Source organism: Lonepinella sp. MS14435 (assembly GCF_042485795.1).
GTDB lineage: Bacteria > Pseudomonadota > Gammaproteobacteria > Enterobacterales > Pasteurellaceae > Lonepinella.
The window spans coordinates 1,569,238-1,594,230 of record NZ_CP169368.1 but is presented as its reverse complement, the minus strand read 5'-3'; the positions used below and the strand labels follow the sequence as shown (position 1 = coordinate 1,594,230).

Below are 24,993 nucleotides of genomic sequence, written 5' to 3'. Positions count from 1 at the left end.
ATTATTTATAAAATGAGAAATTGTATTATGTTTTACCCACTTATCCGCAAAATCCTATTTTGTTTACAACCTGAAACAGCACATGATTTCACTATCTCAACCTTGCATTTAGCTGGAAACCCCATATTGAATGGCATCGTTAAAAATCTGCTAGCTTGTCCACAAGGTACAGAAAAAAATGTCATGGGCATCAAATTTAAAAATCCGATTGGGTTAGCTGCTGGAGTCGATAAAGATGGTGAAGCCATTGACGGCTTTGCAGCTTTGGGTTTTGGTTTTATTGAAGTTGGAACTGTCACACCGTTGGCACAAGATGGTAATGCAAAACCACGTCAATTTCGTTTAGTTGAAGCGGAAGGAATTATTAATCGTAACGGTTTTAATAATAAAGGTATTGATCATTTAATCGAAAATGTAAAAAAATCCCAGTTTAATGGGGTATTAGGGATTAATATCGGTAAAAATAAAATCACACCACTTGAAAAAGGCAAAGATGATTATATTTTTTGCTTAAATAAAGCCTATAATTATGCGGATTATATTACGGTTAATATTTCATCACCGAATACGCCTGATTTACGTCAATTACAATATGGTGATGCGTTAGATGATCTATTACAAAGTATTAAAGCTAGACAACTGATTCTATCTGAACAGTATAATAAATATGTGCCTGTCGTGGTGAAAATTGCACCTGATTTAACTGAAAATGAATTAGTGCAAATTGCTGATACCTTACGCCGTCATAAGATGGATGGTGTAATTGCCACTAACACTACCATTGCTCGAGATAATGTTACAGGATTAAAGCATTCACAAGAAATTGGTGGATTAAGTGGTAAACCATTACAACATAAAAGCACAGCAATTATTCGCCGTTTACAGCAAGAATTACAAGGTGAAATACCGATCATTGGGAGCGGAGGCATTGATTCAATCCAGAATGCACAGCAAAAAATAGCAGCGGGAGCGAGTTTATTGCAACTCTATTCTGGATTAATTTATCATGGACCGAAATTGGTCAAGGATTTGGTTCAAGCAATAAAATAATATCATGGGAAAGTGCGGTGAAATTGACCGCACTTTTCTCTTTAAAGAGAGAATAATGAGCGAAAGAATTTACGATTTACATTGTCATAGCACCGCATCTGATGGGGTATTAAGTCCAACAGAGCTAGTACAACGAGCCGTTGAAAAAGGTGTGAATGTGTTAGCGATATGTGATCATGATAGTATTGTAGGGTTAGATGAAGCCAGAGCGGAAAGCCATAAGCAAGGCATTCAGTTGATTAATGGGGTAGAAATTTCGACTATTTGGACTGGGCAAGGTGGCAATCGGGGAGTTCATATTGTGGGGTTAGATTTTGATCAAAATTCATTAGAAATGACCGCACTTTTAGCTCAACAAGCAGAATTACGTTTACAACGTGCCATACAAATTGGTGAAAAACTTGAGTTGCTTGGTATTCCTGATGCCTATCAAGGTGCTAAAGCGTTAGCCAGTGGAGAAGTCACACGAGCGCATTATGCTAGATTCTTGGTGCAGATAGGTAAAGTATCAAACGATACGCAGGCTTTTAAACGTTATCTTTCGGCAGGTAAACCTGCTTATGTAAAAGCCGATTGGGTCGATATTGCTACTGCGATTAAGGTGATTCATCAAGCTGGTGGATTAGCGGTGTTGGCTCATCCATTGCGTTATAATATGACGAATAGTTGGATTAAAAAATTGGTGATGGATTTCGCTCAATGGCAAGGTGATGGGATTGAAGTGGCAGGTTGCGGACAATTACCAAACCAACGTCAATTAGTGGCACGTTGGGCAGTAGAATACAATTTATTGGCATCTGTCGGATCAGATTTTCATTTTCCTTGTGCTTGGATTGAGTTAGGCAAGTCCCTAACCTTACCAGATAATGTTATGCCGATTTGGGCAAAATTTGCTTAAATTTAGCGGTGTTTACCTAAATCTAAACTTTGTAAAAAATTAATAAAAGCCTTCACCTTAGCACTTAAATAGCGGCGGTGTGGATAGATCGCATGTAAATCTATCGTTTGTTGTTTGTAATCGGTTAGCAATTCCACTAATTTTCCTGAGGTTAAGTCTTGTTCAATCAGAAAATAGGGTTGATTAATAATGCCTACTCCAGCCTTTGCCATTTCAACTAAGGTTAAACCGTTATTAGAAACCAGTTTTGAGTGCATTTTAATCCGCTGAATCTTACCGTCACAATGAGTGAATTCCCAGTAAATTTGATTACCAGAGGCTTTATATAATAAACAATCATGATGTTGCAGATCTGTTGGGGTTTTGGGTTTGCCATGTTTTGCAATATAATCTGGTGATGCAACAAAGTGCATTGTGGTGGTGGCAAGTTTTTTCGCAACTAAAGAACTGTCTTGTAAGTTACCGATGCGTAAAGCAACATCATAGCCCTCGGACATTAAATCAACACGGCGATCGCTAAAATCTATTTCAATATGCAAGTTGGGATTAGCTTTAGCAAATTCGGCTAAATTAGGGCTGATAAAACGTAAACCAAAATCCATTGGCACGGAAACTAACAAATTTCCTTGTAGTGAAGAAGATAAATCACTAATACTGGCATCAGCTTCATTTAATTCAGCCAATATAGGCTGACAATGTTGGTAATAGACTAACCCAGCTTCAGTGGGAGAGATTTTTCGAGTAGTGCGGTGTAATAATCTCGTTTGTAAGTGTTCTTCAAGTTGAGCCACTAATTTACTTGCCATGGCAACGGAAATATTTTCCAGTTGTGCAGTTTGAGTAAAACTTTGGGTTTCAATCACCTTACAAAAGACGGAAATTGCATTTAGTTTATCCATTTAACATCCTTTTGAAAAAAAATTGTTGACCTAATAACCATTCCTTAGGCAATATAAAAAAAGATTTTACACAAAATATAAAAAATTAGGTATTTAAATATGAGTAAATCGTTAGTTATTGTGGAATCGCCAGCCAAAGCGAAAACTATTAATAAATATTTGGGTAGTAACTATGTGGTAAAATCCAGTGTTGGACATATCCGTGATTTGCCCATGGCAGGGACGAGTACAGGCGAAAAAGCAAAACCGATTTCGACAAAAGGATTAAGTGCTGAAGAAAAAGCGAGTGTTAAGGCTGAAAAAGAACAAACCGCTTTAGTTAAACGTATGGGGATTGACCCTTATCATGGTTGGAAAGCGAATTATCAGATTTTACCAGGTAAGGAAAAAGTGGTAGCAGAATTAAAATCTCTCGCCAAAAAAGCGGATCACATTTATCTCGCTACCGACTTAGATAGAGAGGGAGAGGCGATTGCGTGGCATTTACGTGAAGTTATTGGGGGGAATGATGAACGTTTTAGTCGAGTGGTATTTAATGAGATTACCAAGAATGCGATTAAACAAGCCTTTGAGAAGCCAGAACATTTAAATTTAGACCGAGTAAATGCTCAACAAACACGTCGCTTTTTAGATCGTGTGGTGGGTTTTATGGTATCACCATTGCTTTGGAAAAAAGTAGCACGTGGTTTGTCTGCGGGTCGTGTCCAATCAGTCGCGGTGAAATTATTAGTAGAACGTGAACGAGAGATTAAGGCATTTTTGCCTGAGGAATTTTGGCAAGTTGCCGTGGATACACAAACGGCAAAAAAACAAAAAATTCGTTTAGATGTCACCGCACTTAAAGGTAAAAAATTTGAACCGAAAAATGAGCAGCAAGCACAAAGTGCGGTGGATTTTTTACAAAAATCTGAATTTATTGTATCTGATTTAGAAACCAAACCGACTACATCAAAAGCACGACCGCCATTTATTACTTCCACGTTACAACAATCAGCCAGTACCAGACTGAATTTTAGCGTCAAAAAAACCATGATGTTGGCACAACGCTTGTATGAAGCAGGTTACATTACTTATATGCGTACTGATAGCACGAATTTAAGCCAAGATGCGTTAAATATGGTGCGTCATTATATTGAAAATCAGTTTGGCGAAAATTATTTACCAAGCAAGCCGAATTTCTATTCAAGTAAAGATAATGCTCAAGAAGCACACGAAGCAATTCGCCCCTCTGATGTAAATGTATTAGCCACTCATTTATCAGGTATGGAAAAAGATGCTGAACGTTTATATGATTTAATTTGGCGACAATTTGTGGCTTGTCAAATGCCACAAGCTCAATATGACAGCACTACATTAACCGTAACGGCGGGGGATTATGAATTAAAGGCAAAAGGGCGAATTTTACGTTTTGATGGTTGGACAAAGGTTTTACCACAATTAGCTAAATCACCAGAGGATCAAGAATTACCAGCGGTGAATGTGCAAGATAAGCTTAAATTAAACGAGGTGTTACCAAGTCAGCATTTTACTAAACCACCAGCTCGTTTTACGGAAGCGTCTTTAGTAAAAGAGTTAGAAAAACGAGGTATTGGTCGTCCTTCCACTTATGCCACGATTATTTCTACTATTCAAGAGCGTGGCTATGTTCGTACCGAAAACCGCCGTTTTTATGCCGAAAAAATGGGGGAGATTGTTACCGATCGTTTAAATCAATCTTTCAGTGAATTGATGAATTATGATTTCACAGCAAATATGGAAGATGTATTAGACCAAATTGCGAGTGGTAGCAAAAACTGGAAAACAGAGTTAAATCAATTCTTTAAAGATTTCTCTGAACAATTAAGCACGGCGGAATTAAATGAGCTTGAAGGAGGAATGAAACCGAATAGCTTAGTGGAAACGGATATTGTTTGTCCAACCTGTGGGCGTAAAATGGCAATTCGTACTGCAAGTACGGGGGTATTTTTAGGTTGCACTGGTTATGCTTTATCACCAAAAGAACGTTGTAAAACCACCGTGAATTTAATTCCAGAAGCTGAATTATTAAACGTGTTAGATAGCGAAAGTGAAGCTAAAGCCTTGATTGCTCGTAAACGTTGTCCGAAATGTGATTCCGCAATGGATAGTTATTTAATTGATCCGCAGCGTAAATTACATATTTGTGGTAACAACCCAAATTGTGATGGTTATATTATTGAGCAGGGTAGTTTTAAAATCAAAGGCTACGATGGTCCAGTAGTTGAATGCGACAAATGTGGTGCAGATATGCACTTAAAATTAGGTCGTTTTGGTAAATATATGGCTTGTACCCAATGTGATAACACCCGAAAAATTCTAAAAAATGGCGATGTGGCTCCACCGAAAGAAGAACCTACTCATTTCCCTGAATTGAAATGTGAAAAATCTGATGCTTATTTTGTATTGCGTGATGGTGCAAGTGGGGTATTTATGTCAGCACATAATTTCCCGAAATCTCGTGAAACAAGAGCACCAAAGGTCGCCGAATTAGCCTTATATCGTGATCGTTTACCCGACAAGTTGAAATATTTAGCAGATGCACCAGCGAAAGATCCAGATGGCAATGATGCGATTGTGCGGTTTAGCCGTAAGGAAAAACGCCAATATGTGACATCGGAAGTAAATGGGAAGCAGACTAAATGGATTGTTGATTTTGATGGTAAGCATTGGGTTGAGCGGAAAAAATAAAATAATACTCTAACAAAATGGGGTCCCCATATTTTCAGGAAATAAGGCAAAGTTGGGGCGTGTTTTCTTTTTGCTTACTTTTTCTTTACACGAGTAAAGAAAAAGTAAGTCGCCATCGGCGAAACCCGATTTAAAAACAACAAAAGATTGTAATAAAAAGAAAAAAATGACATTATTCAAAACACTACAACAAGGTCAAACCTACCAAAAAACTTGGATTCTCCACCCAAAACTCAACCAAATATTCCCCGAAAACCGCATTATTAAAGCCACTAAATTTGCCCAAACCCTAATGCCTTTTATCGCTGTGTTCGCTATCGTCTGGCAACAATTTTTCGTGCCACATAGCCACGTTGGGTTAGCGGCAGCCGTGCTAACGGCATTATTTGCCCTTTGCATACCGTTACAAGGTTTATATTGGCTAGGCAAACGTTCCCAAACAACATTGCCTAAGCAAACCGCGGTGAAATTTCAGCAAATTTCTGAACAGCTTGAGAAAAAAGGGATAGCCTTACCATTACCGAAAAATCCTACTTATCAAGATTTAGCCTTTTTATTAAACAAAGCCAATCAACATTTATCCGATGAGTTCTGGCAAGATCTCTAAATATTAAAGCAATCGTTTTCTTTTCGATGATTTTTCGGTAGAATATACAGCGTTATTTTTCCTATTCTTGAGATGATTATGTCGGTTATTGATTATATTATTATTGGTATTATTGTATTTTCCGTGATTGTGAGTTTATTGCGTGGATTTGTTCGAGAAGTCCTTTCTTTAGCCAGTTGGATTATTGCATTTATCGTAGCTAGTCAATTTTATCCTTATTTAGCCAATTTATTAACCCAAATTGAATCTGAATATATCCGTAATGGCGTGGCTATTGGCGTGTTATTTGTGTTAACGTTAATTGTCGGAGGCATTGTAAATTATGTCATTTCCCAGCTGGTGGATAAAACAGGCTTATCTGGCACCGATAGAGTGTTGGGCGCTTGTTTCGGTTTTTTACGGGGTGTGTTAATTGTTGCGGCTTTATTATTTTTTGTGGATACGTTTACCAACTTTGATCAAAGTGAAGCATGGAAATCTTCCCAATTAATACCGCACTTTGGTTTTGTGGTGGAATGGTTTTTCCAACAATTACAAGCAAATTCCAGTTTTTTAAATTCAACCTTAACTTCAGTTAAATAAAAGGATCCTAACAATGTGTGGTATAGTCGGTATTGTTTCTCACAGTCTTGTTAATCAGTCAATTTATGATGCGTTGATGGTGTTACAGCACCGAGGGCAAGATGCGACAGGGATTGTGACTGTCGATGATGAAAACTGTTTCCGTCTGCGTAAAGCGAATGGCTTAGTGAGTGATGTATTTCAACAAATACACATGCAACGTTTGCAGGGAAATTCAGGCATAGGTCATGTGCGTTACCCAACCGCAGGTAGTTCCAATGTATCTGAAGCTCAACCCTTTTATGTAAATTCTCCTTATGGTTTAGCCTTAGTCCATAATGGTAATCTGACAAATTCTGATGAACTGAAAGAGAAACTATATAAATTAGCTCGCCGTCATGTTAATACCAACTCTGATTCTGAAGCCCTACTAAATATTCTTGCCTACCACATTGATCAAATTGATAAAGAAATCCTTGCACCACAAGATGTGTTTGCTGCCATTCGAGCAACCAATAAAGATATTCGAGGGGCTTATGCTTGTGTCGCCATGATTATTGGGCATGGTTTAGTAGCATTTCGTGATCCGAATGGGATTCGTCCATTGGTTCTAGGCAAACGTGAAGAAAATGGCAAATTGGAATATATGTTTGCTTCCGAAACCGTGGCATTAGATACGGTAGGTTTTGAGTTTGTACGTGATGTTAAACCAGGTGAAGCAATTTATGTGACCTTTGAGGGTGAACTGTATTCTGATATTTGTGCGGAACATACCAAGCTCACGCCTTGTATTTTTGAATATGTGTATTTTGCTCGTCCTGATAGTACCATTGACGGGGTTTCTGTGTATGCGGCACGGGTACACATGGGAGAGCGTTTAGGGCAAAAAATAGCACGTGAATGGAAAGATGTGGATATTGATGTCGTGATTCCTGTACCTGAAACCTCTAATGATATTGCTTTGCGAATTGCTCATGTTTTAAATAAGCCTTATCGTCAAGGCTTTGTTAAGAATCGTTATGTGGGGCGTACTTTTATTATGCCAGGGCAGACCCAACGAGTCAGTGCAGTTCGCCGTAAATTAAATACGATTTCGGCAGAATTTAAAGGTAAAAATGTGCTTTTAGTCGATGATTCTATTGTGCGAGGCACGACTTCTGAACAAATTGTTGATATGGCTCGTTCCGCTGGGGCTAATAAAATTTATTTTGCCTCCGCTGCACCAGAAATTCGTTATCCAAATGTCTATGGTATTGATATGCCAACTAAGAATGAATTGATTGCGTATGGGCGTAATGTCGATGAAATTGCAACATTAATTGGGGTTGATCGGTTAATTTTCCAAGATCTTGAAGCACTACAAATTTCGGTTCAGCAAGAAAATCCAAGTATTCGAGAATTTGATGCCTCGGTTTTTACTGGTAGATATATTACAGGTGATATTACGCCTGAATATTTAGATAAGATTGCCGAAAAACGCAATGATAAAGCGAAAACAAAACGTGAGAAAGATGCGGCGAATTTAGAAATCCATAACGAACGCTAATCTAAAAAATAATGAAAAAAATACCGCACTTTGTTAAAAATAATGCAAAGTGCGGTATTTTTTAGACAAAAATTTAGATCTATTAAATTAATTGATTTTTACCGCTAAAAATCCTTTTTAATTTTTCCTTATTTAGGGTAGAGTTAGTGCAGTTTGACTTTTTGTCATATTGACGGGTTGGATAATCCTTGATTATCCATTTTATTTGTAATCAACCGATTTGAAGGAAACATTATGTTGATTGGTGTACCTAGAGAACTGCTTGATAATGAAAGTCGTGTGGCGGCAACGCCAAAGACGGTTCAGCAAATTCAGAAACTCGGCTTTGATGTGATCGTAGAACACGATGCAGGTTTTAAAGCCAGTTTTGAAGATCAAGCCTTTATAGATGTTGGAGCAAAAGTTGGATCTGCTCAAGATGTTTGGAATGCGGATTTAATTTTTAAAGTAAATGCTCCGACTGATGCTGAAATTGCTTTAATTAAACAAGGGGCAACCTTAGTAAGTTTTATTTGGCCAGCCCAAAATCCTGAATTAATGCAAAAATTATCTGAAAAGAAAATTAATGTATTAGCCATGGATTCTGTACCTCGTATTTCACGAGCTCAAGCTTTAGATGCGTTATCATCTATGGCTAATATTTCTGGTTATCGTGCGGTTATTGAAGCGGCGAATTCTTTTGGCAGTTTCTTTACTGGGCAAATTACTGCTGCGGGTAAAGTACCACCAGCGAAAGTCTTAGTTATCGGTGCAGGTGTTGCAGGTCTTGCTGCTATCGGTGCAGCCAATAGTCTTGGTGCGATTGTACGTGCTTTTGATAGTCGTCCAGAAGTAAAAGAGCAAGTTAAATCAATGGGTGCAGACTTCTTAGAAATTGATTTTGAAGAAGAAGGTGGTTCTGGTGACGGTTATGCGAAAGTGATGTCAGAAGAATTTAACCGCCGTGCGATGGAACTTTATGCAGCTCAAGCCAAAGAAGTCGATATTATTATTACGACAGCGGCTATTCCAGGCAAACCAGCACCACGTTTGATTACTAAACAAATGGTCGATTCCATGAAACCAGGTTCGGTGATCGTGGATTTAGCCGCGGCGACTGGCGGTAACTGCGAATACACCAAAGCAGGTGAAATTTTTGTCACCGATAATCAAGTGAAAGTGATTGGTTATACCGACTTCCCAGCTCGTTTACCAACCCAATCCTCCCAACTTTATGGTACTAACTTAGTTAATTTATTGAAATTATTAGCACCAAATAAAGATGGTCAAATTGATATTAATTTTGAAGATGTAGTATTGCGTGGTGTGACCGTGATTCGTGATGGCGAAATTACTTGGCCAGCACCACCAATTCAAGTGTCTGCTCAACCGCAAAAACAAGTGGCAGCCCCTGTTGCGAAAAAAGAAGCGAAACCAGCGGATCCACGAGTTAAATACGGCGTAATGGCGGCGGTAGTTTGCTTATTCTTATGGTTAGCGTCTGTGACACCTACCGCATTCTTATCGCACTTCACGGTATTCGTATTAGCCTGTGTAGTTGGGTATTATGTAGTTTGGAACGTCAGCCACGCATTGCATACCCCGTTAATGGCGGTGACTAATGCGATTTCGGGTATTATTATTGTCGGGGCAGTATTGCAGATTGCACAAGGGAGTTTCTTTGTCAGCATATTAGCATTTATTGCCATTTTGGTTGCAAGCATCAATATTTTCGGGGGATTCAAAGTCACCCAACGTATGCTTGCCATGTTTAGAAAAGGTTAAGGAGTACGACAATGTCATTAGGTTTAGTACAAGCGGCATATATTGTGTCGGCATTACTTTTCATTATGAGCTTGGCTGGTCTTTCTAAACATGAAACAGCAAAAGCAGGGTGTTGGTACGGCATCGTTGGTATGACGATTGCTTTAGTGGCAACGATTTTCGGACCCGCTACAGAAGGTCAATTCTGGATCATTATTGCTATGATTATCGGTGCAATTCTGGGTATTCATCGTGCATTAAAAGTGGAAATGACAGAAATGCCAGAATTAGTCGCAATGCTGCATAGTTTTGTGGGTTTAGCGGCAGTTTTAGTCGGCTTTAATAGTTTTGGTTTGCATATTCAGCCAGAATTTGTGGCACCAGAAGGCATGACATTTACCAGCCCAGAAGCCCTAGAAACGGCAAAAGCAGCATTCTTAGCAGAACAAGAAGTCCTTGCTAATATTCATAATGTGGAAGTCTTTTTAGGTATCTTTATTGGTGCTGTAACATTCACTGGTTCTATTGTGGCATTTGGTAAATTACGTGGCATTATTAATTCTAAAGCCTTAATGTTACCACATCGTCATAAATTAAATTTAGCGGCTCTTGTGGTATCAGCCTTATTAATGGTGTCATTCTTAAATTCGCCTGAAAGCATTTTCCCAGTGTTATTAATGACAGCGATTGCTCTTGCATTCGGTTGGCATTTAGTGGCATCTATCGGTGGTGCAGATATGCCAGTGGTGGTGTCAATGTTGAACTCTTATTCAGGTTGGGCAGCAGCGGCAGCAGGCTTTATGTTGAACAACGACTTATTAATCGTCACTGGTGCGTTGGTAGGTTCGTCTGGTGCAATCCTTTCTTATATTATGTGTAAAGCCATGAACCGCTCATTTATTAGTGTTATTGCAGGTGGTTTTGGTAATGACGTAGTGGCAAGTTCTGATGAAGAACAAGGTGAGCATCGTGAAACGACCGCAGAAGAAGTGGCAGAATTATTGAAAAATGCGAGTTCTGTGATTATTACCCCAGGGTATGGTATGGCAGTCGCTCAAGCACAATATCCAGTGGCAGATATTACGGCGAAATTACGTGAACGTGGTATTAACGTACGTTTCGGTATTCACCCTGTGGCAGGACGTTTACCAGGTCACATGAACGTATTATTAGCGGAAGCCAAAGTACCTTATGATGTAGTATTGGAAATGGACGAAATTAACGAAGATTTCCCAGATACAGACGTGGTATTAGTGATTGGTGCAAATGATACAGTTAACCCTGCTGCATTAGACGATCCAAATAGCCCGATTGCAGGCATGCCAGTGTTAGAAGTGTGGAAAGCCCAAAACGTAATTGTGTTCAAACGCTCTATGGCGGTCGGTTACGCAGGCGTACAAAATCCATTGTTCTTTAAAGAAAATACCCAAATGTTGTTTGGTGATGCGAAAGAACGTGTGGAAGATATTTTGAAAGCTCTATAATTTTGCTGTAAAAATATTTGCAATATAACCGCATTTTAGGATTAAAGTGCGGTTATTTTTTTGGGAAATTTCTCATTATGGAATATGTGGGAAATATCCTTTTAAATAGGCATTATCTCGTTATTGTTGGACGTATTTGCTATTAAGACTATGGTTTAATATAGTGATGAGGAATTATTCATCACTATGATTTCGTAATAATGGCTCTTTAGCTGCATTTAAATATTGCAACATTGACCAAATAGTCAAAATCGCAGCGACATAAAGCAGAGCAATAGCAGCATATTCCATTAATTCGTTATAACGCCATAGTAATCCACCAAGTGATAGCATTTGAGAGGTAGTTTTAACTTTGCCAATCCAAGAAACAGCTACTTTGGCACGGCTACCGACTTCAGCCATCCATTCGCGTAAGGCGGAAACAATGATTTCTCTTGAGATGACGACAATGGCAGGAATTGTGATCCAGAATGCGTGGTAATATTCTACAATCAAAATCAAAGCAGCAGAAACAATTACTTTATCTGCAACAGGGTCTAAGAATGCACCGAAACGAGTTGTTTGTTTCCATTTTCGAGCTAAATAGCCGTCAAATAAATCAGTGATAGAGGCAATAAAAAAGATTGCAGTGGTAACAATATTTGTCCAGTGTGCGGGTAAATAGAACGCAATGACAAAAAATGGAATCAATATGACTCGGAAAATCGTTAGTATTGTTGGAAAATTCAGTTTCATAAGTTGAAAACGTAAAATAGAGTGATATGTTATTTTAAAACATATTCGCTTGTTTTCAAAATAGAAATAGGAGAAATTTTCTCCTATTTTTGATTTTATATTATTCTACGGGTTCAATGACTTCAATTTCCACACCACTATGTAAGCCTCGCGGTAAACTTGAACCTTTTCGACCGCGTTCTGCACGGAATTTTTGTAAATCTTCTGGTTTAAGGGTGATTTTCCGTTTACCTGAATGGAATACAAGGCTGGCTTGTTCGGAAATTAACAGTAATTTTATTAGACAGTCTTTACCTGCTTTTAGATCCGCTGAAGATATGGTGACAATTTTATTGCCTTTTCCTTTTGCTAATTGTGGTAAATCAGCGACAGGGAAAATTAACATTCGTCCAGCTTGCGTTAATGCGACTAAAAGTGCGGTGTTTTTTGGCAAAATTTTGGTTGGTAACACATTGGCATTTTCAGGTAAGCTAATCACAGCTTTGCCTGCTTTATTACGTGCCACCAAGTCTTCAAATTGACAAATGAAACCATAACCAGCACTGGAAGACATTAACAAAGCCTGATCATTATTTTCAATTAACACTTGTACTACATTCGCCCCTGTCGGTAACGCTAGTTTACCAGTGAGTGGTTCACCTTGTGAGCGAGCGGACGGTAAACTCAATGGATCAAGTGCATAACTGCGTCCCGTGCTATCAATAAATACCGCTGGTTGGTTGCTCTTACCTTGAGCATGGTCAAGATATTTATCACCTGCTTTATAGCTTAACCCTGTCACATCAATCTCGTGACCTTTGGCACAACGGACCCAGCCCATTTCAGAGAGAATCACTGTTACTGCTTCGGCTGGTAACATTTCAGTTTCTGAAATAGCTTTAGCTTCCGCTCGTTCAATTAATGGAGAACGGCGTGAGCTGGCGTAAGTTTTTGCATCTTGTTGAATTTCTTTTTTGATTAAGCTATTTAAACGGCGTTCGGAACTAAGTAAGGTTTCTAACTGTGAACGTTCTTCTTCAAGTTTATTTTGCTCCGCTTGCAATTCTTGTTCTTCTAATTTGGCTAAATGGCGTAAACGTAAATTTAAAATGGCTTCTGCTTGTTCATCTGTTAAATTAAAGCGAGTCATTAATTCTGCTTTTGGTTCATCTTCATGGCGGATAATTTCAATCACTTCGTCAATATTTAAGTAAGCAATCATCAAGCCTTCTAAAATATGTAAACGAGCCAATATTTTATCCAAACGATGATGCAAACGGCGAGTAACCGTAGTACGGCGGAATTGTAACCATTCAGTCAATATTGTGACTAAGCCTTTCACGGCGGGTTTGTGATCCAGCCCGATCATATTCATATTGACTCGATAAGATCTCTCCAAATCAGTGGTCGCAAATAAATGAGCCATTACCGCATCAACATCAACACGATTAGAGCGTGGTACTAATACGATTCGCACTGGATTATCTTGATCCGCTTCATCACGCATATCTTCCAACATAGGCAATTTTTTGCTATTCATTTGTTCGGCAATTTGAGCCTGAATTTTAGTGGGCGAGGATTGATGTGGAACAGCCGTAATAATAATTTCACCATCTTCTTTTGTCCATGCTGCACGCATTTTAATTGAACCACGCCCTTGTTCATAAATCTTGCGAATATCTGCTTTTGGGGTAATAATTTCTGCCTCGGTCGGGAAGTCTGGACCTTGCACAATGCTTAATAAATCATCTAGTGTTGCGTTAGGATTATCTAATAACATGACACAAGCATCGGCAATTTCATTGATATTATGTGGTGGAATATCCGTTGCCATACCGACAGCGATCCCTGTTGTACCGTTTAGTAAAATATGCGGTAGGCGAGCAGGCAAATATTGTGGTTCTTGCAGGGTGCCATCAAAATTCGGTTGATAATCTACCGTACCTTGTCCTAATTCACCGAGCAACATTTCTGAGATTTTGGATAAACGAGATTCCGTATAACGCATGGCGGCAAAGGATTTTGGATCATCAGCTGCCCCCCAGTTTCCTTGCCCATCGACTAAAGGATAGCGGTAAGAAAAGGGTTGTGCCATTAATACCATGGCTTCATAACAGGCACTGTCGCCATGTGGGTGGAATTTACCCAACACGTCTCCCACGGTGCGAGCAGATTTTTTATATTTTGCACTGGCGTTTAAGCCGAGTTCAGACATGGAATAAATAATACGGCGTTGTACAGGTTTTAGACCGTCCCCAATAAAAGGTAAGGCACGATCCATAATGACATACATGGAATAATTTAAATAGGCACTTTCAGTGAAAGTCCGCAGTGGCATTTGTTCAATGCCCTCGTAATTGATTTCGCTCATATTTCTTGTTTCTTAAACTGATAAATCTACTTGATCGCCTTTGGTTTGTAACCAGTTTTTGCGATCATCTGCTCGTTTTTTATTGAGTAACATATCCATTAATTCAAACGTATCATTGGGTAAAATTTCGCTAGTTTTACTCACAATTTCTTGAGAATTTTGCACCGCACTTTCGCTTTCATCTTGGTAGGTTAACTGTACCAAGCGGCGAGTATTCGGATCCATGGTGGTTTCTCGTAATTGGCTTGGATTCATTTCCCCTAACCCTTTGAACCGCTGAACATTTAATTGCCCTCGTTTTCCTTTAAGTCTATCCAAAATACCGTCTTTTTCGCTTTCATCAAGGGCATAATAAACTTCTTTACCTAAGTCGATGCGATATAGCGGAGGCATTGCCACGAAAACATGACCTTTTTCGACTAGCTTTGGAAAATGACGTAAGAATAAAGCACAGAGTAGTGTAGCAATATGCAAACCATCACTATCCGCATCAGCCAAAATACACACTTTGCCATAGCGTAGTTGAGTTAAGTCATCACTATCAGGATCGATCCCTAGTGCTACCGCAATATTATGCACTTCTTCTGAGCCTAACACCTGATCTGATGCCACTTCCCAAGTATTTAAAATTTTCCCTCGCAATGGCAAAATTGCTTGATAATCCCGATTACGAGCTTGTTTGGCTGAACCGCCAGCAGAATCCCCCTCCACTAAAAAAAGTTCTGTGTGATCTAAGTCCTGTTGTGAGCAATCTGCTAATTTTCCTGGCAGAGCAGGTCCTGAAGTAAGTTTCTTACGTACTACTTTTTTAGCGGCATTTAATCGTTTTTGTGCCGAGCTAATTGCCATTTCCGCCAAGGCTTTGGCTTGTTCAACATTATTATTTAACCAAAGGCTAAAGGCATCTTTCACCACACCGCCGATAAACACCGCACTTTGACGAGAAGAAAGCCGTTCTTTGGTTTGTCCTGAAAATTGAGGATCGTGCATTTTAAGCGACAGTACATACGCACAACGATCCCACAAATCATCAGCGGTAAGTTTGATATTACGTGGTAATAGATTGTGAAATTCACAGAATTCACGCATTGCATCAAGCAAGCCTTGACGCAAGCCATTGACATGGGTGCCACCTAGAACAGTAGGAATTAAATTCACGTAGCTTTCACTCAGTAATTCGCCACCTTCGGGCAGCCATAATAATGCCCAAGAAACCGCTTCGGAATTGCCTTTAAATTCACCAACAAACGGCATTTCAGGCAGGGTAGTAAGACCATTGACGGCTTCGCTTAAATAATCAGATAAACCATCTTGATAAAGCCAACTATCTTCGGTGCCATTGACTTCATCGATAAATTTAATTTCAAGCCCTGAGCAAAGTACTGCTTTGGCTCGTAATAAATGACGTAAGCGAGATACGGAAAATTTATCACTATCAAAATATTTGGGATTCGGTTTAAAATGTACCGTTGTACCTGTATTTCGCCGACCACAACTACCAACTACTTCAAGTTCTTTGACTTTTTCGCCGTTCTCAAATGCAATATGATGTACTTCGCCGTTGCGTTTAATGGTGACATCAACTCGTTCGGAAAGGGCATTCACTACAGAAATGCCAACACCGTGCAAACCGCCTGAGAATTCATAATTTTTATTGGAAAATTTACCGCCAGCGTGTAATTTGGTCAAAATGACTTCGACACCTGACATTTTTTCGGTAGGGTGCATATCCACAGGCATACCCCGACCGTTATCGGTGACTTCAAGGGATTGATCTTTGTGTAAAATCACTTCAATTTTGTTGGCATAACCCGCTAGGGCTTCGTCCACACTGTTGTCAATGACTTCTTGCCCTAAATGGTTAGGGCGAGTGGTATCGGTGTACATACCAGGGCGAACCTGTACAGGCTCCAGCCCTTTAAGGACTTGAATGTTAATAGAATCGTATTGTTTTTCGGTCATATTGTTATCTTTATTATTGACCCGCACTGGCGTACGGGGTTAAGCATCTTGACGATGCTTCGCATTTATTATAAGCAGATGCAGAGCATCAAGACTATTTGTAACCCTGTACGCTAGTGCAGGGTAGCGTATTATAACGCAAAAGAAACAGTTTTACCCGTAGGCAATGCTACTGATAAGCTGAGTTTTCCACCCATTGCTTCCACATAACGTTTCACAGACGAAAGGCGAATATCATTACCCCGTTTTTCCATCGCCACTACGGACGGTTGGCTAATGTTGAGTTCTTTGGCAAGTTGTTGCTGGGAGAGTTCCAATTCTTCACGAATTTCAGCCAGTCTAAGCTCCATTAACATTCGTTCAGTTTCTTGTTTGATTTTTTCTTGGCGTTCAATCGGCATTTCAGCTAATATGTCTTCTAAGCGAGTAAATCCTTCCATTATTTATTCTCCAATTGTAAGTTGCTTAAATAAAGTTCATAAAGTTGTTCGGCTTTTGCTATCATGGTGGTATAAAAAAGTTTCTCATTTTTGCCTTTTTTATCGCCTCCGCAAAGAATAATCGCTAGCCTTAAGGGATCAAAAATGAAAAATAAACGAAAAACTGATAGCTTAGATTGTATGCGTAATTCTTTCATATTGGGATATTTTGATTGCCGTAACGTATCTACATAAGGACGACCTAAACGATGTCCATGCTCCATTAACATACCTATTGTAGAATATATTTTATTCGCATCATCTAGATCTAATGTTGCCAACCAATCTTTTACGTCATCTTGTACAATAACGTCCCAATTTTCCATTTTTGTCATATATAAATTCTCCATAGATTATAATTTATCATTCCCCAACAGACAAGCTGTTTGCTCGGGCAAATTAATCTATATCCATTTCAAAAAATCCAATATTTTTTACCGCAGATTTTGGAATGATGATCACAAAAATGGAGATAGGGAATGTGCTGACTAGATAGGTTTTATTTGTTGTTGTGCCTGTAGATATATTGTCCCACACTGGCGTACGGGGTTAAGCATATTGACGATGCTCCGCATCTATTATAAGAGAATGTGGAGCATTAAGACTATTTGTAACACTATATGTTAGTGCAGAGTGGCAGAACGTTTTTCTTCCAACTCTTCCCACCTTAAAAACGCCAGCTCTAATTCACTTTCTAAATCAGCCAACTGTTGCAATTTTTCAGTGGTAGTTTCGTGTGGTTGTTGGAAAAATTCAGGGCTACCCACTTCCGTTTGAAGTGCGGTAATTTTTTGTTCTAATTCTTCTAATTGTTGCGGTAATTGTTCCAATTCCCGTTGTTCTTTGTAAGAGAGTTTCACCGCTTGTTTTTTCGGTTTTTCAGCAACTTTGGGATTTTCCACCGCAGTTTTTTCTGTTTTCTTAACGGGTTCATTCAAGGCTTTTTGAGCAAAGAAATTGGCTTGTTGTTGTTTGGCATCAAAATAACCACCCACATATTTATTCAACACACCATCGCCTTCAAACATATAACATTCGGTAGCAACGTTATCAATAAATTGACGGTCGTGGCTGACGATGAGTAGCGTGCCTTGATAATCGGCGAGAATTTCTTCCAATAATTCAAGGGTTTCCACATCTAAATCGTTAGTTGGTTCGTCCAGAATTAATAAATTATTCGGCTTTAATAATAATTTTGCCAACAATAAGCGATTGCGTTCACCGCCTGACAGGGCTTTGACAGGGGTCATGGCTCGTTTGGGTGGAAATAAGAAATCTTGCAAATAGCCTAAAACATGACGTTTAATGCCGTTGACTTCAATATCTTGCTTGCCGTCTGCGACATTATCCATAACAGATTTTTCGGGATCAAGATCCACCCGATATTGGTCGAAATAGGCAATGTCTAATTTGGTGCCACAACGGATTTTTCCTGAAGTGGGGTTAAGTTGTTCGAGTAATAGTTTAATAAAAGTCGTTTTTCCACAACCATTGGCTCCCACTAAAGCAATTTTATCGCCTCGCATAATATTGGTGCTGAAATTGGATAGCAATTTTTTACCGTCAATCTCAAAATTGGCGTTTTCTAGTTCAAATACAATTTTGCCCGAACGGCTAGATTGGTCTAGTTGTAATTTTGCTGTGCCAAGCTGATCTCGGCGTTGACGGCGTTCTTCTCGTAAGGCTTTTAATGCACGTACTCGTCCTTCATTACGTGTACGTCTAGCTTTAATGCCTTGCCGAATCCAGACTTCTTCTTGAGCAAGTTTTTTATCAAATAGGGCATTTTGCAATTCTTCCACTCGCAGATTTTCTTCTTTGGTGGTGAGATAAGTGTCGTAATCACCTGAATAAGACACGAGTTTTCCTCGGTCAAGATCCACTATACGTGTTGCCATTTTGCGAATAAAAGAACGGTCGTGAGAAATAAATACGATACTGCCTTTAAATTCCAGTAAAAATTCTTCTAACCATTCAATCGCATCTACATCTAAATGATTGGTGGGTTCGTCTAATAATAACACATCAGGATTACACACTAATGCTCGAGCAAGAGCGGCTTTGCGTAACCAACCGCCAGATAAATCTGATAATTTTGTATCAGGATTAAGCTGGAGTTTAATTAACACTTCCTTGATTTTATTATCAAATTGCCAGCCGTTATTGTGTTCTAATTTAGCTTGCACGTTGGCGAGTTGATTGAGTAGGCTTTCGCTATAATCCTGTTCTAATTGAGTAGATAAATGATGATATTCTTTCAATAAATCGGCTAAATGCCCAATTCCCTCTGCCACATAATCAAACACGTTACCACTTGCTGTGCGTGGCGGATCTTGTTCTAAACGAGAAACGACTAGATCTTGGCTTAATAGCAATTTGCCATCATCCATGACAGTATCGCCAGCCAGAATTTTGAGTAGGGTAGATTTACCAGCACCATTGCGTCCTACTAAACAAACACGCTCGTTTGGTTCAATATGTAGATCGCAATGATCAAGCAAAGGGTGATCGCTAAAAGAAAGGTAGCCGTTGGTTAAACTAATTAATGCCATAATATGTATAAATTTGAAAAAATTAGCGATATTTTAGCATTTTTATGTATTTTTTTATAGGGGAAATCTAAAAACTGCGGTGTATTTTTTCAATATTTTAAATAAAAAAAATGCAACCAAAGTTGCATTTTCATTAGGGATGTTTAGGATTTATGAACAAAATTTTCACTTGTTTTGGAATCATAACTAAGTGAAATTACCTTAAGCATTAGGGATTGCTTAAGATGTTGGCTATTATAGCCTATTTATTTTTAATTGCAAGCTCCATTTTATGATTTTTAAATTTATTTTTTACTTCAGATATTTTTATTCCAAAAGGTAAGGTTAGCTCTGGTGAAATTTCATACAGTGGTATAATCACAAATTCTCGATTGTGCATATCATAATGAGGGATTGTTAAGCGTTCCGAGTGAATAACCAGTTGATCATAAAGCAATATATCCAAATCCAAGGTTCGCTCACCCCAATGACGTAAACGTATTCGACCTTGCTCATGTTCAATTTGTTGTAAGGCATCTAGTAAGGTTAATGGTGTTAGTTCCGTTTCAATTTTGGCGACAGCATTAACATAGTCTGGTTGATCCTGTGGGCCAAGGGGTTTACTACGATAAAATGAACTTACTGCCAAGACCTGTGTCGTTGGTAAATTTATTATAGCTTCAACTGCAGAGTTTAGTTGTTCCACGGGTTGATTTAAATTACTACCTAATGCAATATAAGCGACTGACATTTTTTAAGCCTGTTTAGGAGAACGTTTGCGATAATAACGTTTTTTGGGTTTTGGTGCGTTTTTATTTTGCTCTCTTATTAAAGAAGCTCGCTGTTCAGCATTGCTAAATTGATATTCATGCCACCATTTGGCTAACTCAATGCTTTCGCCTCCCTCAATTTCAGCACGTATCGCTAATAAATCGTAGCCTGCACGAAATTTTGGATGTTGCATGGTACGTTCTGGGAATTTGCCTGAGCGTTTAGTCAGTTGTAATTGTAATAACCAAATTTCACGAATAACACCTGTATTGCGACGTGGTACAGCAAGAGAGCTACATAATAAATCCATAATCTCATTGCTGGCTAAAGCATAAGCATCATGATTATTTAAGCCGCCCTCATTTTTCAGAATATCCACTTTTTCACGCAATGGATACCAAAAAAATGTCGCAAATAAGAAAGCGGGATTGATACGTAAATTATCTGCAATACGTTCGTCTGTAGCTTTAAGTGAATGGATAATCATGCGTTCAGCTAAACTATCGCCTTTTTCGGTAAAATAGGGGATAAGTGCGGGAAAAAGTTGTTCAAATAAGCCATATTGACGCAATAAATGGTAAGTCTTTTCGCCATAACCTGTTTGTAATAATTTTAAACTTTCATCAAATAAACGAGCAGGCGGAATGTTTTTTAGCAAAGGGGCTAATTTTGCAATTGGTGTTTCGCTGGCTTCATCTAAAAACATATCTAATTTTGCCATGAAACGAATAGCACGTAACATTCGCACTGGATCTTCTTGATAACGAGTGACAGGATCACCGATTAACTGGAGTTTACCCACTTTGATATCTTCAATACCATGATAGAAATCATAAATAGCATTATCTTTTGGGCTGTAATAAAGGGCATTTACGCTAAAATCACGGCGTTCGGCATCTTGTTCTAATGTACCATAAACATTATCACGTAAGAGCATACCAGCATCATTTTGTTTGGCTTGCTGATCTGAGTGGTTAACTTTGTGGCTCGCTCGAAATGTAGCCACTTCAATAATATCTCGTCCAAACATAATATGAGCTAAACGGAAACGTCGTCCCACCAAACGACAACGACGTAGAAAAATGGCTTGTACTTGCTCGGGGCGAGCATTAGTTGCGACATCAAAATCTTTTGGTTGTTTGCCCAATAACATATCACGCAAACAACCGCCGACAATATAGGCTTCATAGCCATGACGGTTGAGTTTTTCTACTACATTCAAAGCATTTCTACTAAACATGCGAGCATTAATTGAAACCTGACTTGCCTGCTTAATAGTATATTTCTTATTAGACCGAACTGGTTTGACTGTTGTTGTCGATTTTGTTGAATGAGCAACTATTTTAGGTCGTGCTTGCTCAATTTTATTTGATTTAACCTGTTTCGAATGCTTACCAAACAGGTTTTTTATATACGTTAAAATAATAAACTCCGAAAATAAAACTTTTTAAATAAAACTAACTGATATATAAAATTTTTCTGATTTTTTATTTCATCTTTAATGATTTAACTTGGATTAAAATCCCATTTGTTTTTCACGAACTTCTGCTAAGGTTTTGCAATCAATACAAAGATCAGCAGTTGGGCGAGCTTCTAAACGACGAATACCAATTTCTACGCCACAAGAATTACAATAGCCGAAATCTCCAGTGTCTAATTTTTTTAAAGTACTTTCAATTTTTTTCATTAGTTTGCGTTCACGATCTCTTGCTCGCAATTCTAAGCTGAATTCTTCTTCTTGTGTTGCACGATCTGCAGGATCTGGGAAGTTAGAGGCTTCATCTCGCATATGACTTACAGTGCGACTTGCTTCATTGACAATTTGATCGTACCACGTTTGTAAAATTTTACGAAAATGAGCGATTTGTTTTTCGTTCATATATTCTTCATTTTTTTGTTCTTGATATGGTGACACACCTGCTAATGCTAAAATGCTTAAAGATGCTTTATTTGTGTTGGTCATATTGTTCTCCAATCAATAGTTTTTTGTTTGAGCAAATCATCTCTAGTGACTGACGCTAAACATTGATTATTTCCTAAAAAATATCAGGGGTAATTTTGAAAGGTGTTATAAATATCAGAAGTTGTTAAAATAAGCAAATAATATTGTCTAAATATTGCAGAATTTACATTCTCTTTACGTAATTTTGTGATCTCTGTTCCAAATATAAAATAAATAATTTACATCTTTTCTCTTTTGACACTAGGCTGTTGCGATATTTTGCGGTATTTAGGATAAGTGCGGTATAAAATGCAGAGAATATTGGAATTAATCCGTCAATTAGATATAGATGAAGTTGCTTTTTGTGCGATTTTATCTGTGTTGTCTTTGTATTTTCTACCTGAAAGATTTTTATTCTGTTGGCAACTTTGTTTACTTTTATTTTCCCTTTTGCTCATCTTGCGACTGGTGATCAAAAAAACACAATTTATTATAAAATGGATTAACAGCATATTGATTCTATTAGTATTTATTGGTTATGCTCATTTCATTGCTCTGAATTCCTTACAACAAGCCCAAATTTTCCCACAAAAAATTCAAACCACTTTTCGTATTGTGGAAATTCATCATCAGGGAGATTATCAATCTTTGGTATTGCAAACTGAACAACCCAACAGACGAATTTATGCAACTTGGAAAGTGGCTCAATCTCCCAAATTAGGTGAATTGTGGCAAGGCGAATTACAACTTAGACCAATTTCATCTCGCCTAAATATCAGTGGCTTTGATCGACAAATATGGTATTTTGCCAAAGATATTCAAGCATGGGGAACGGTAAAAAGTGCGGTGAAAATTGCACAAGATTTTTCTTGGCGAGAACAGTGTTTGGCGGACAGTTTGATGCAAACGCAAGGATTAACACAGCAAGGATTATTATTAGCCTTAGGGTTTGGTGAACGGGCTTGGTTAAATCCCGATACGTGGAAAATTTATCAGCAAACTAATACTGCTCATCTCATTGCTATTTCGGGGTTGCATATTGGTTTGGCGATGGCTCTTGGTTTTTGTTTCGGGCGAGTGGTGCAATATATGTTACCCACTCCAAAAATTACCCCGATTTTTCCTTTATGTTGTGGTGTTGTATCAGCCTTATTTTATGCTAACTTAGCGGGGTTCGCTATTCCTACATTGCGAGCTAGTATAGCATTATTGATTTTGATCTTATTGCATTTTTATCGAGCTTATTGTACCGCTTGGCAACTGTATTTTCGTGTTGTTGCATTATTATTACTCTACGATCCATTGATGATTTTATCCACCAGTTTCTGGTTATCAATCGGTGCGGTGGGTTGTTTAATTTTGTGGTATCAACTTTTTCCATTGCATTTACTTAGATGGCGAGGTTTACCGTTATCTCCCAAAGTGCGGTGGATTTTGGCATTGTTTCATTTGCAACTGGGGTTATTTTGCTTATTTACCCCAATTCAATTAGCCTTTTTCAATGGTTTTTCCTTGCAAGGTTTTTGGGCGAATTTATTGATCGTCCCCTTATACAGTTTTTTGCTTGTGCCAGTCGTTTTATTTGCAGTGTTTAGCAATGGTAGTTTGTATAGTTGGCGACTGGCGGATTTCGTTGCCGATAAGATTACGGATTTATTATCTTTGTTTCAACAGGGTTGGTTAAGTTTATCTTATTTGCAGAGTGCTTATTTTAATATCCTACTAGCTTTTTTAATATGGGGAATGTTGTATAAAATCTATACTTCGAATAGGAAAAATGTAAGTTATCACAAAAAACCACGTTGTTTTTCCTTAAAATCCGATCGTAGTTTATCACCAATACTTTATGCTCGAGTACAAAAAGGCATCTTATTGTTCATATTGGCAAATGGACTACAACCTTTATGGCATTATTTTTATCAATCTGACTGGCAAATAGATACCCTTGATGTCGGACAAGGATTAGCCACCTTAATCATGAAAAATCAACGGGGGATTTTGTACGATACTGGGGCAAGCTGGCAAGGGGGAAGTATGGCTGAACTGGAAATTATTCCGTATTTACAACGACAAGGCATTACTTTAGATTATCTGATTATTAGTCATGATGATAACGATCATGCTGGCGGTGCAAGAGCAATATTACAAGCATTTCCACAAGCAATGTTGGTAAGCCCTTCACAAAAAAACTATAGCGAAAAACACCGCACTTTTTGCCAAGCAGAAAAACAATGGCTGTGGCAAGGCATACAAATTAAAGTGTTATCGCCAAAGCAAATTGTAGAAAGGGCAGATAATTTTCATTCTTGTGTATTATGGTTGGAAAAAGATAAACATAGCTTGTTGCTAACAGGGGATGCGGATATTGCTACAGAACGACAAATTTCACCTTTACTAAATAAAGTAGAAGTGTTGCAAGTTGGGCATCATGGTAGTAAGACCTCTACAGGGCAGGGATTGGTTAATAAGCTACAACCTGACATTGCGTTAATTTCCAGTGGTCGTTGGAATCCGTGGCACTTTCCAAATAGATCTGTTATGGAACGTTTACAGCAAACTCAAAGTGCGGTGTATAACACGGCAATTTCAGGGCAAATTTCGGTGCGATTTTATGCAGAACAAACAAAAGTTGTAACCGCCAGAAATGCTTTTAGTCCTTGGTATCAACAGATTATTGATGTTCAATATAGTGATTAAGTTGGATAATCATTAAAAAGATTGTACAATGC

At 38.4% G+C, this 24,993-nt stretch carries 19 protein-coding genes; 9 read left to right on the top strand and 10 right to left on the bottom strand.

All coding sequences use genetic code 11. The features are described 5' to 3' along the window. Positions 1-27: 27 nt before the first annotated feature. Both pyrD and O1Q80_RS07575 read left to right on the top strand, forming a co-directional pair. The gene (gene pyrD, locus O1Q80_RS07580; RefSeq protein WP_386694123.1) at positions 28-1,050 is read left to right on the top strand and encodes a quinone-dependent dihydroorotate dehydrogenase; all 1,023 of its coding nucleotides are present in this window, start codon (positions 28-30) and stop codon (positions 1,048-1,050) included. A 55-nt stretch (positions 1,051-1,105) separates the two neighbouring features. Next, positions 1,106-1,948, top strand: a complete 843-nt coding sequence (locus O1Q80_RS07575; protein WP_386694120.1) for a PHP domain-containing protein — start codon at positions 1,106-1,108, stop codon at positions 1,946-1,948. 2 nt (positions 1,949-1,950) lie between these two features. Here O1Q80_RS07575 and O1Q80_RS07570 read toward each other — a convergent pair whose 3' ends face one another. Then, entirely contained in the window at positions 1,951-2,847 is an 897-nt protein-coding gene (locus O1Q80_RS07570; protein WP_386694117.1) for a LysR family transcriptional regulator, read from the bottom strand. 99 nt (positions 2,848-2,946) lie between these two features. Here O1Q80_RS07570 and topA point away from each other — a divergent pair, with 99 nt between their 5' ends. The 6 genes from topA to pntB all read left to right on the top strand — a co-directional run bounded on the left by topA (position 2,947) and on the right by pntB (position 11,494). Continuing rightward, a complete protein-coding gene (gene topA / locus O1Q80_RS07565; RefSeq protein ID WP_386694114.1) occupies positions 2,947-5,553 on the top strand; it encodes a type I DNA topoisomerase in 2,607 nt (868 codons plus the stop codon). 166 nt (positions 5,554-5,719) lie between these two features. Next, positions 5,720-6,160: a terminus macrodomain insulation protein YfbV gene (yfbV, locus tag O1Q80_RS07560; RefSeq protein WP_386686507.1), complete on the top strand. Its 441-nt coding sequence runs from the start codon at positions 5,720-5,722 to the stop codon at positions 6,158-6,160. Positions 6,161-6,238: 78 nt separating this feature from the next. Continuing rightward, positions 6,239-6,742, top strand: a complete 504-nt coding sequence (locus tag O1Q80_RS07555; protein WP_386693002.1) for a CvpA family protein — start codon at positions 6,239-6,241, stop codon at positions 6,740-6,742. A 13-nt stretch (positions 6,743-6,755) separates the two neighbouring features. Next, positions 6,756-8,267: an amidophosphoribosyltransferase gene (purF, locus tag O1Q80_RS07550; RefSeq protein WP_386686503.1), complete on the top strand. Its 1,512-nt coding sequence runs from the start codon at positions 6,756-6,758 to the stop codon at positions 8,265-8,267. 234 nt (positions 8,268-8,501) lie between these two features. Continuing rightward, a complete protein-coding gene (gene pntA / locus O1Q80_RS07545) occupies positions 8,502-10,031 on the top strand; it encodes a Re/Si-specific NAD(P)(+) transhydrogenase subunit alpha (RefSeq protein ID WP_386694112.1) in 1,530 nt (509 codons plus the stop codon). Positions 10,032-10,042: 11 nt separating this feature from the next. Then, positions 10,043-11,494: a Re/Si-specific NAD(P)(+) transhydrogenase subunit beta gene (gene pntB / locus O1Q80_RS07540; protein WP_386686497.1), complete on the top strand. Its 1,452-nt coding sequence runs from the start codon at positions 10,043-10,045 to the stop codon at positions 11,492-11,494. A 174-nt stretch (positions 11,495-11,668) separates the two neighbouring features. Here pntB and pgsA read toward each other — a convergent pair whose 3' ends face one another. From pgsA to dksA, 9 genes are all read right to left on the bottom strand, one after another. Beyond that, positions 11,669-12,229 carry a CDP-diacylglycerol--glycerol-3-phosphate 3-phosphatidyltransferase gene (gene pgsA / locus O1Q80_RS07535; protein WP_386686494.1) on the bottom strand — a complete coding sequence of 187 codons (561 nt, stop codon included), beginning with the start codon at positions 12,227-12,229 and terminating at the stop codon, positions 11,669-11,671. A gap of 100 nt (positions 12,230-12,329) precedes the next feature. Next, the gene (gene parC, locus O1Q80_RS07530) at positions 12,330-14,579 is read right to left on the bottom strand and encodes a DNA topoisomerase IV subunit A (protein ID WP_386694109.1); all 2,250 of its coding nucleotides are present in this window, start codon (positions 14,577-14,579) and stop codon (positions 12,330-12,332) included. A gap of 12 nt (positions 14,580-14,591) precedes the next feature. Beyond that, complete coding sequence (parE, locus tag O1Q80_RS07525) at positions 14,592-16,541, bottom strand: DNA topoisomerase IV subunit B (protein WP_386694106.1); 1,950 nt, start codon at positions 16,539-16,541, stop codon at positions 14,592-14,594. 131 nt (positions 16,542-16,672) lie between these two features. Then, on the bottom strand, positions 16,673-16,981 hold the full coding sequence (locus tag O1Q80_RS07520) for a helix-turn-helix domain-containing protein (protein ID WP_386694103.1): 309 nt from the start codon (positions 16,979-16,981) through the stop codon (positions 16,673-16,675). Beyond that, positions 16,981-17,355: a type II toxin-antitoxin system RelE/ParE family toxin gene (locus tag O1Q80_RS07515; RefSeq protein ID WP_386694100.1), complete on the bottom strand. Its 375-nt coding sequence runs from the start codon at positions 17,353-17,355 to the stop codon at positions 16,981-16,983. Before O1Q80_RS07515 ends, O1Q80_RS07520 begins: the two co-directional genes overlap by 1 nt. A 288-nt stretch (positions 17,356-17,643) precedes the next feature. Then, a complete protein-coding gene (locus O1Q80_RS07510) occupies positions 17,644-19,572 on the bottom strand; it encodes an ABC transporter ATP-binding protein (protein ID WP_386694098.1) in 1,929 nt (642 codons plus the stop codon). A gap of 241 nt (positions 19,573-19,813) precedes the next feature. After that, positions 19,814-20,302 (bottom strand): 2-amino-4-hydroxy-6-hydroxymethyldihydropteridine diphosphokinase, encoded by a 489-nt coding sequence (gene folK, locus O1Q80_RS07505; RefSeq protein ID WP_386694096.1) that lies wholly within the window; start codon positions 20,300-20,302, stop codon positions 19,814-19,816. Positions 20,303-20,305: 3 nt separating this feature from the next. Beyond that, a complete protein-coding gene (gene pcnB / locus O1Q80_RS07500; protein ID WP_386694093.1) occupies positions 20,306-21,562 on the bottom strand; it encodes a polynucleotide adenylyltransferase PcnB in 1,257 nt (418 codons plus the stop codon). 276 nt (positions 21,563-21,838) lie between these two features. Beyond that, positions 21,839-22,285 carry an RNA polymerase-binding protein DksA gene (gene dksA, locus O1Q80_RS07495; protein ID WP_386686474.1) on the bottom strand — a complete coding sequence of 149 codons (447 nt, stop codon included), beginning with the start codon at positions 22,283-22,285 and terminating at the stop codon, positions 21,839-21,841. 288 nt (positions 22,286-22,573) lie between these two features. Between dksA and O1Q80_RS07490 the strand changes: the two genes are divergently transcribed. Then, positions 22,574-24,961 (top strand): DNA internalization-related competence protein ComEC/Rec2, encoded by a 2,388-nt coding sequence (locus O1Q80_RS07490; protein ID WP_386694090.1) that lies wholly within the window; start codon positions 22,574-22,576, stop codon positions 24,959-24,961. Positions 24,962-24,993 lie beyond the last annotated feature (32 nt).

Bases quoted from the DNA above. Each gene is read 5' to 3' on its own strand.
- pyrD (WP_386694123.1), top strand. From the start codon at position 28: ATGTTTTACCCACTTATCCGCAAAATCCTATTTTGTTTACAACCTGAA.
- O1Q80_RS07575 (WP_386694120.1), top strand. From the start codon at position 1,106: ATGAGCGAAAGAATTTACGATTTACATTGTCATAGCACCGCATCTGAT.
- O1Q80_RS07570 (WP_386694117.1), bottom strand. From the start codon at position 2,847: ATGGATAAACTAAATGCAATTTCCGTCTTTTGTAAGGTGATTGAAACC.
- topA (WP_386694114.1), top strand. From the start codon at position 2,947: ATGAGTAAATCGTTAGTTATTGTGGAATCGCCAGCCAAAGCGAAAACT.
- yfbV (WP_386686507.1), top strand. From the start codon at position 5,720: ATGACATTATTCAAAACACTACAACAAGGTCAAACCTACCAAAAAACT.
- O1Q80_RS07555 (WP_386693002.1), top strand. From the start codon at position 6,239: ATGTCGGTTATTGATTATATTATTATTGGTATTATTGTATTTTCCGTG.
- purF (WP_386686503.1), top strand. From the start codon at position 6,756: ATGTGTGGTATAGTCGGTATTGTTTCTCACAGTCTTGTTAATCAGTCA.
- pntA (WP_386694112.1), top strand. From the start codon at position 8,502: ATGTTGATTGGTGTACCTAGAGAACTGCTTGATAATGAAAGTCGTGTG.
- pntB (WP_386686497.1), top strand. From the start codon at position 10,043: ATGTCATTAGGTTTAGTACAAGCGGCATATATTGTGTCGGCATTACTT.
- pgsA (WP_386686494.1), bottom strand. From the start codon at position 12,229: ATGAAACTGAATTTTCCAACAATACTAACGATTTTCCGAGTCATATTG.
- parC (WP_386694109.1), bottom strand. From the start codon at position 14,579: ATGAGCGAAATCAATTACGAGGGCATTGAACAAATGCCACTGCGGACT.
- parE (WP_386694106.1), bottom strand. From the start codon at position 16,541: ATGACCGAAAAACAATACGATTCTATTAACATTCAAGTCCTTAAAGGG.
- O1Q80_RS07520 (WP_386694103.1), bottom strand. From the start codon at position 16,981: ATGGAAGGATTTACTCGCTTAGAAGACATATTAGCTGAAATGCCGATT.
- O1Q80_RS07515 (WP_386694100.1), bottom strand. From the start codon at position 17,355: ATGACAAAAATGGAAAATTGGGACGTTATTGTACAAGATGACGTAAAA.
- O1Q80_RS07510 (WP_386694098.1), bottom strand. From the start codon at position 19,572: ATGGCATTAATTAGTTTAACCAACGGCTACCTTTCTTTTAGCGATCAC.
- folK (WP_386694096.1), bottom strand. From the start codon at position 20,302: ATGTCAGTCGCTTATATTGCATTAGGTAGTAATTTAAATCAACCCGTG.
- pcnB (WP_386694093.1), bottom strand. From the start codon at position 21,562: ATGTTTAGTAGAAATGCTTTGAATGTAGTAGAAAAACTCAACCGTCAT.
- dksA (WP_386686474.1), bottom strand. From the start codon at position 22,285: ATGACCAACACAAATAAAGCATCTTTAAGCATTTTAGCATTAGCAGGT.
- O1Q80_RS07490 (WP_386694090.1), top strand. From the start codon at position 22,574: ATGCAGAGAATATTGGAATTAATCCGTCAATTAGATATAGATGAAGTT.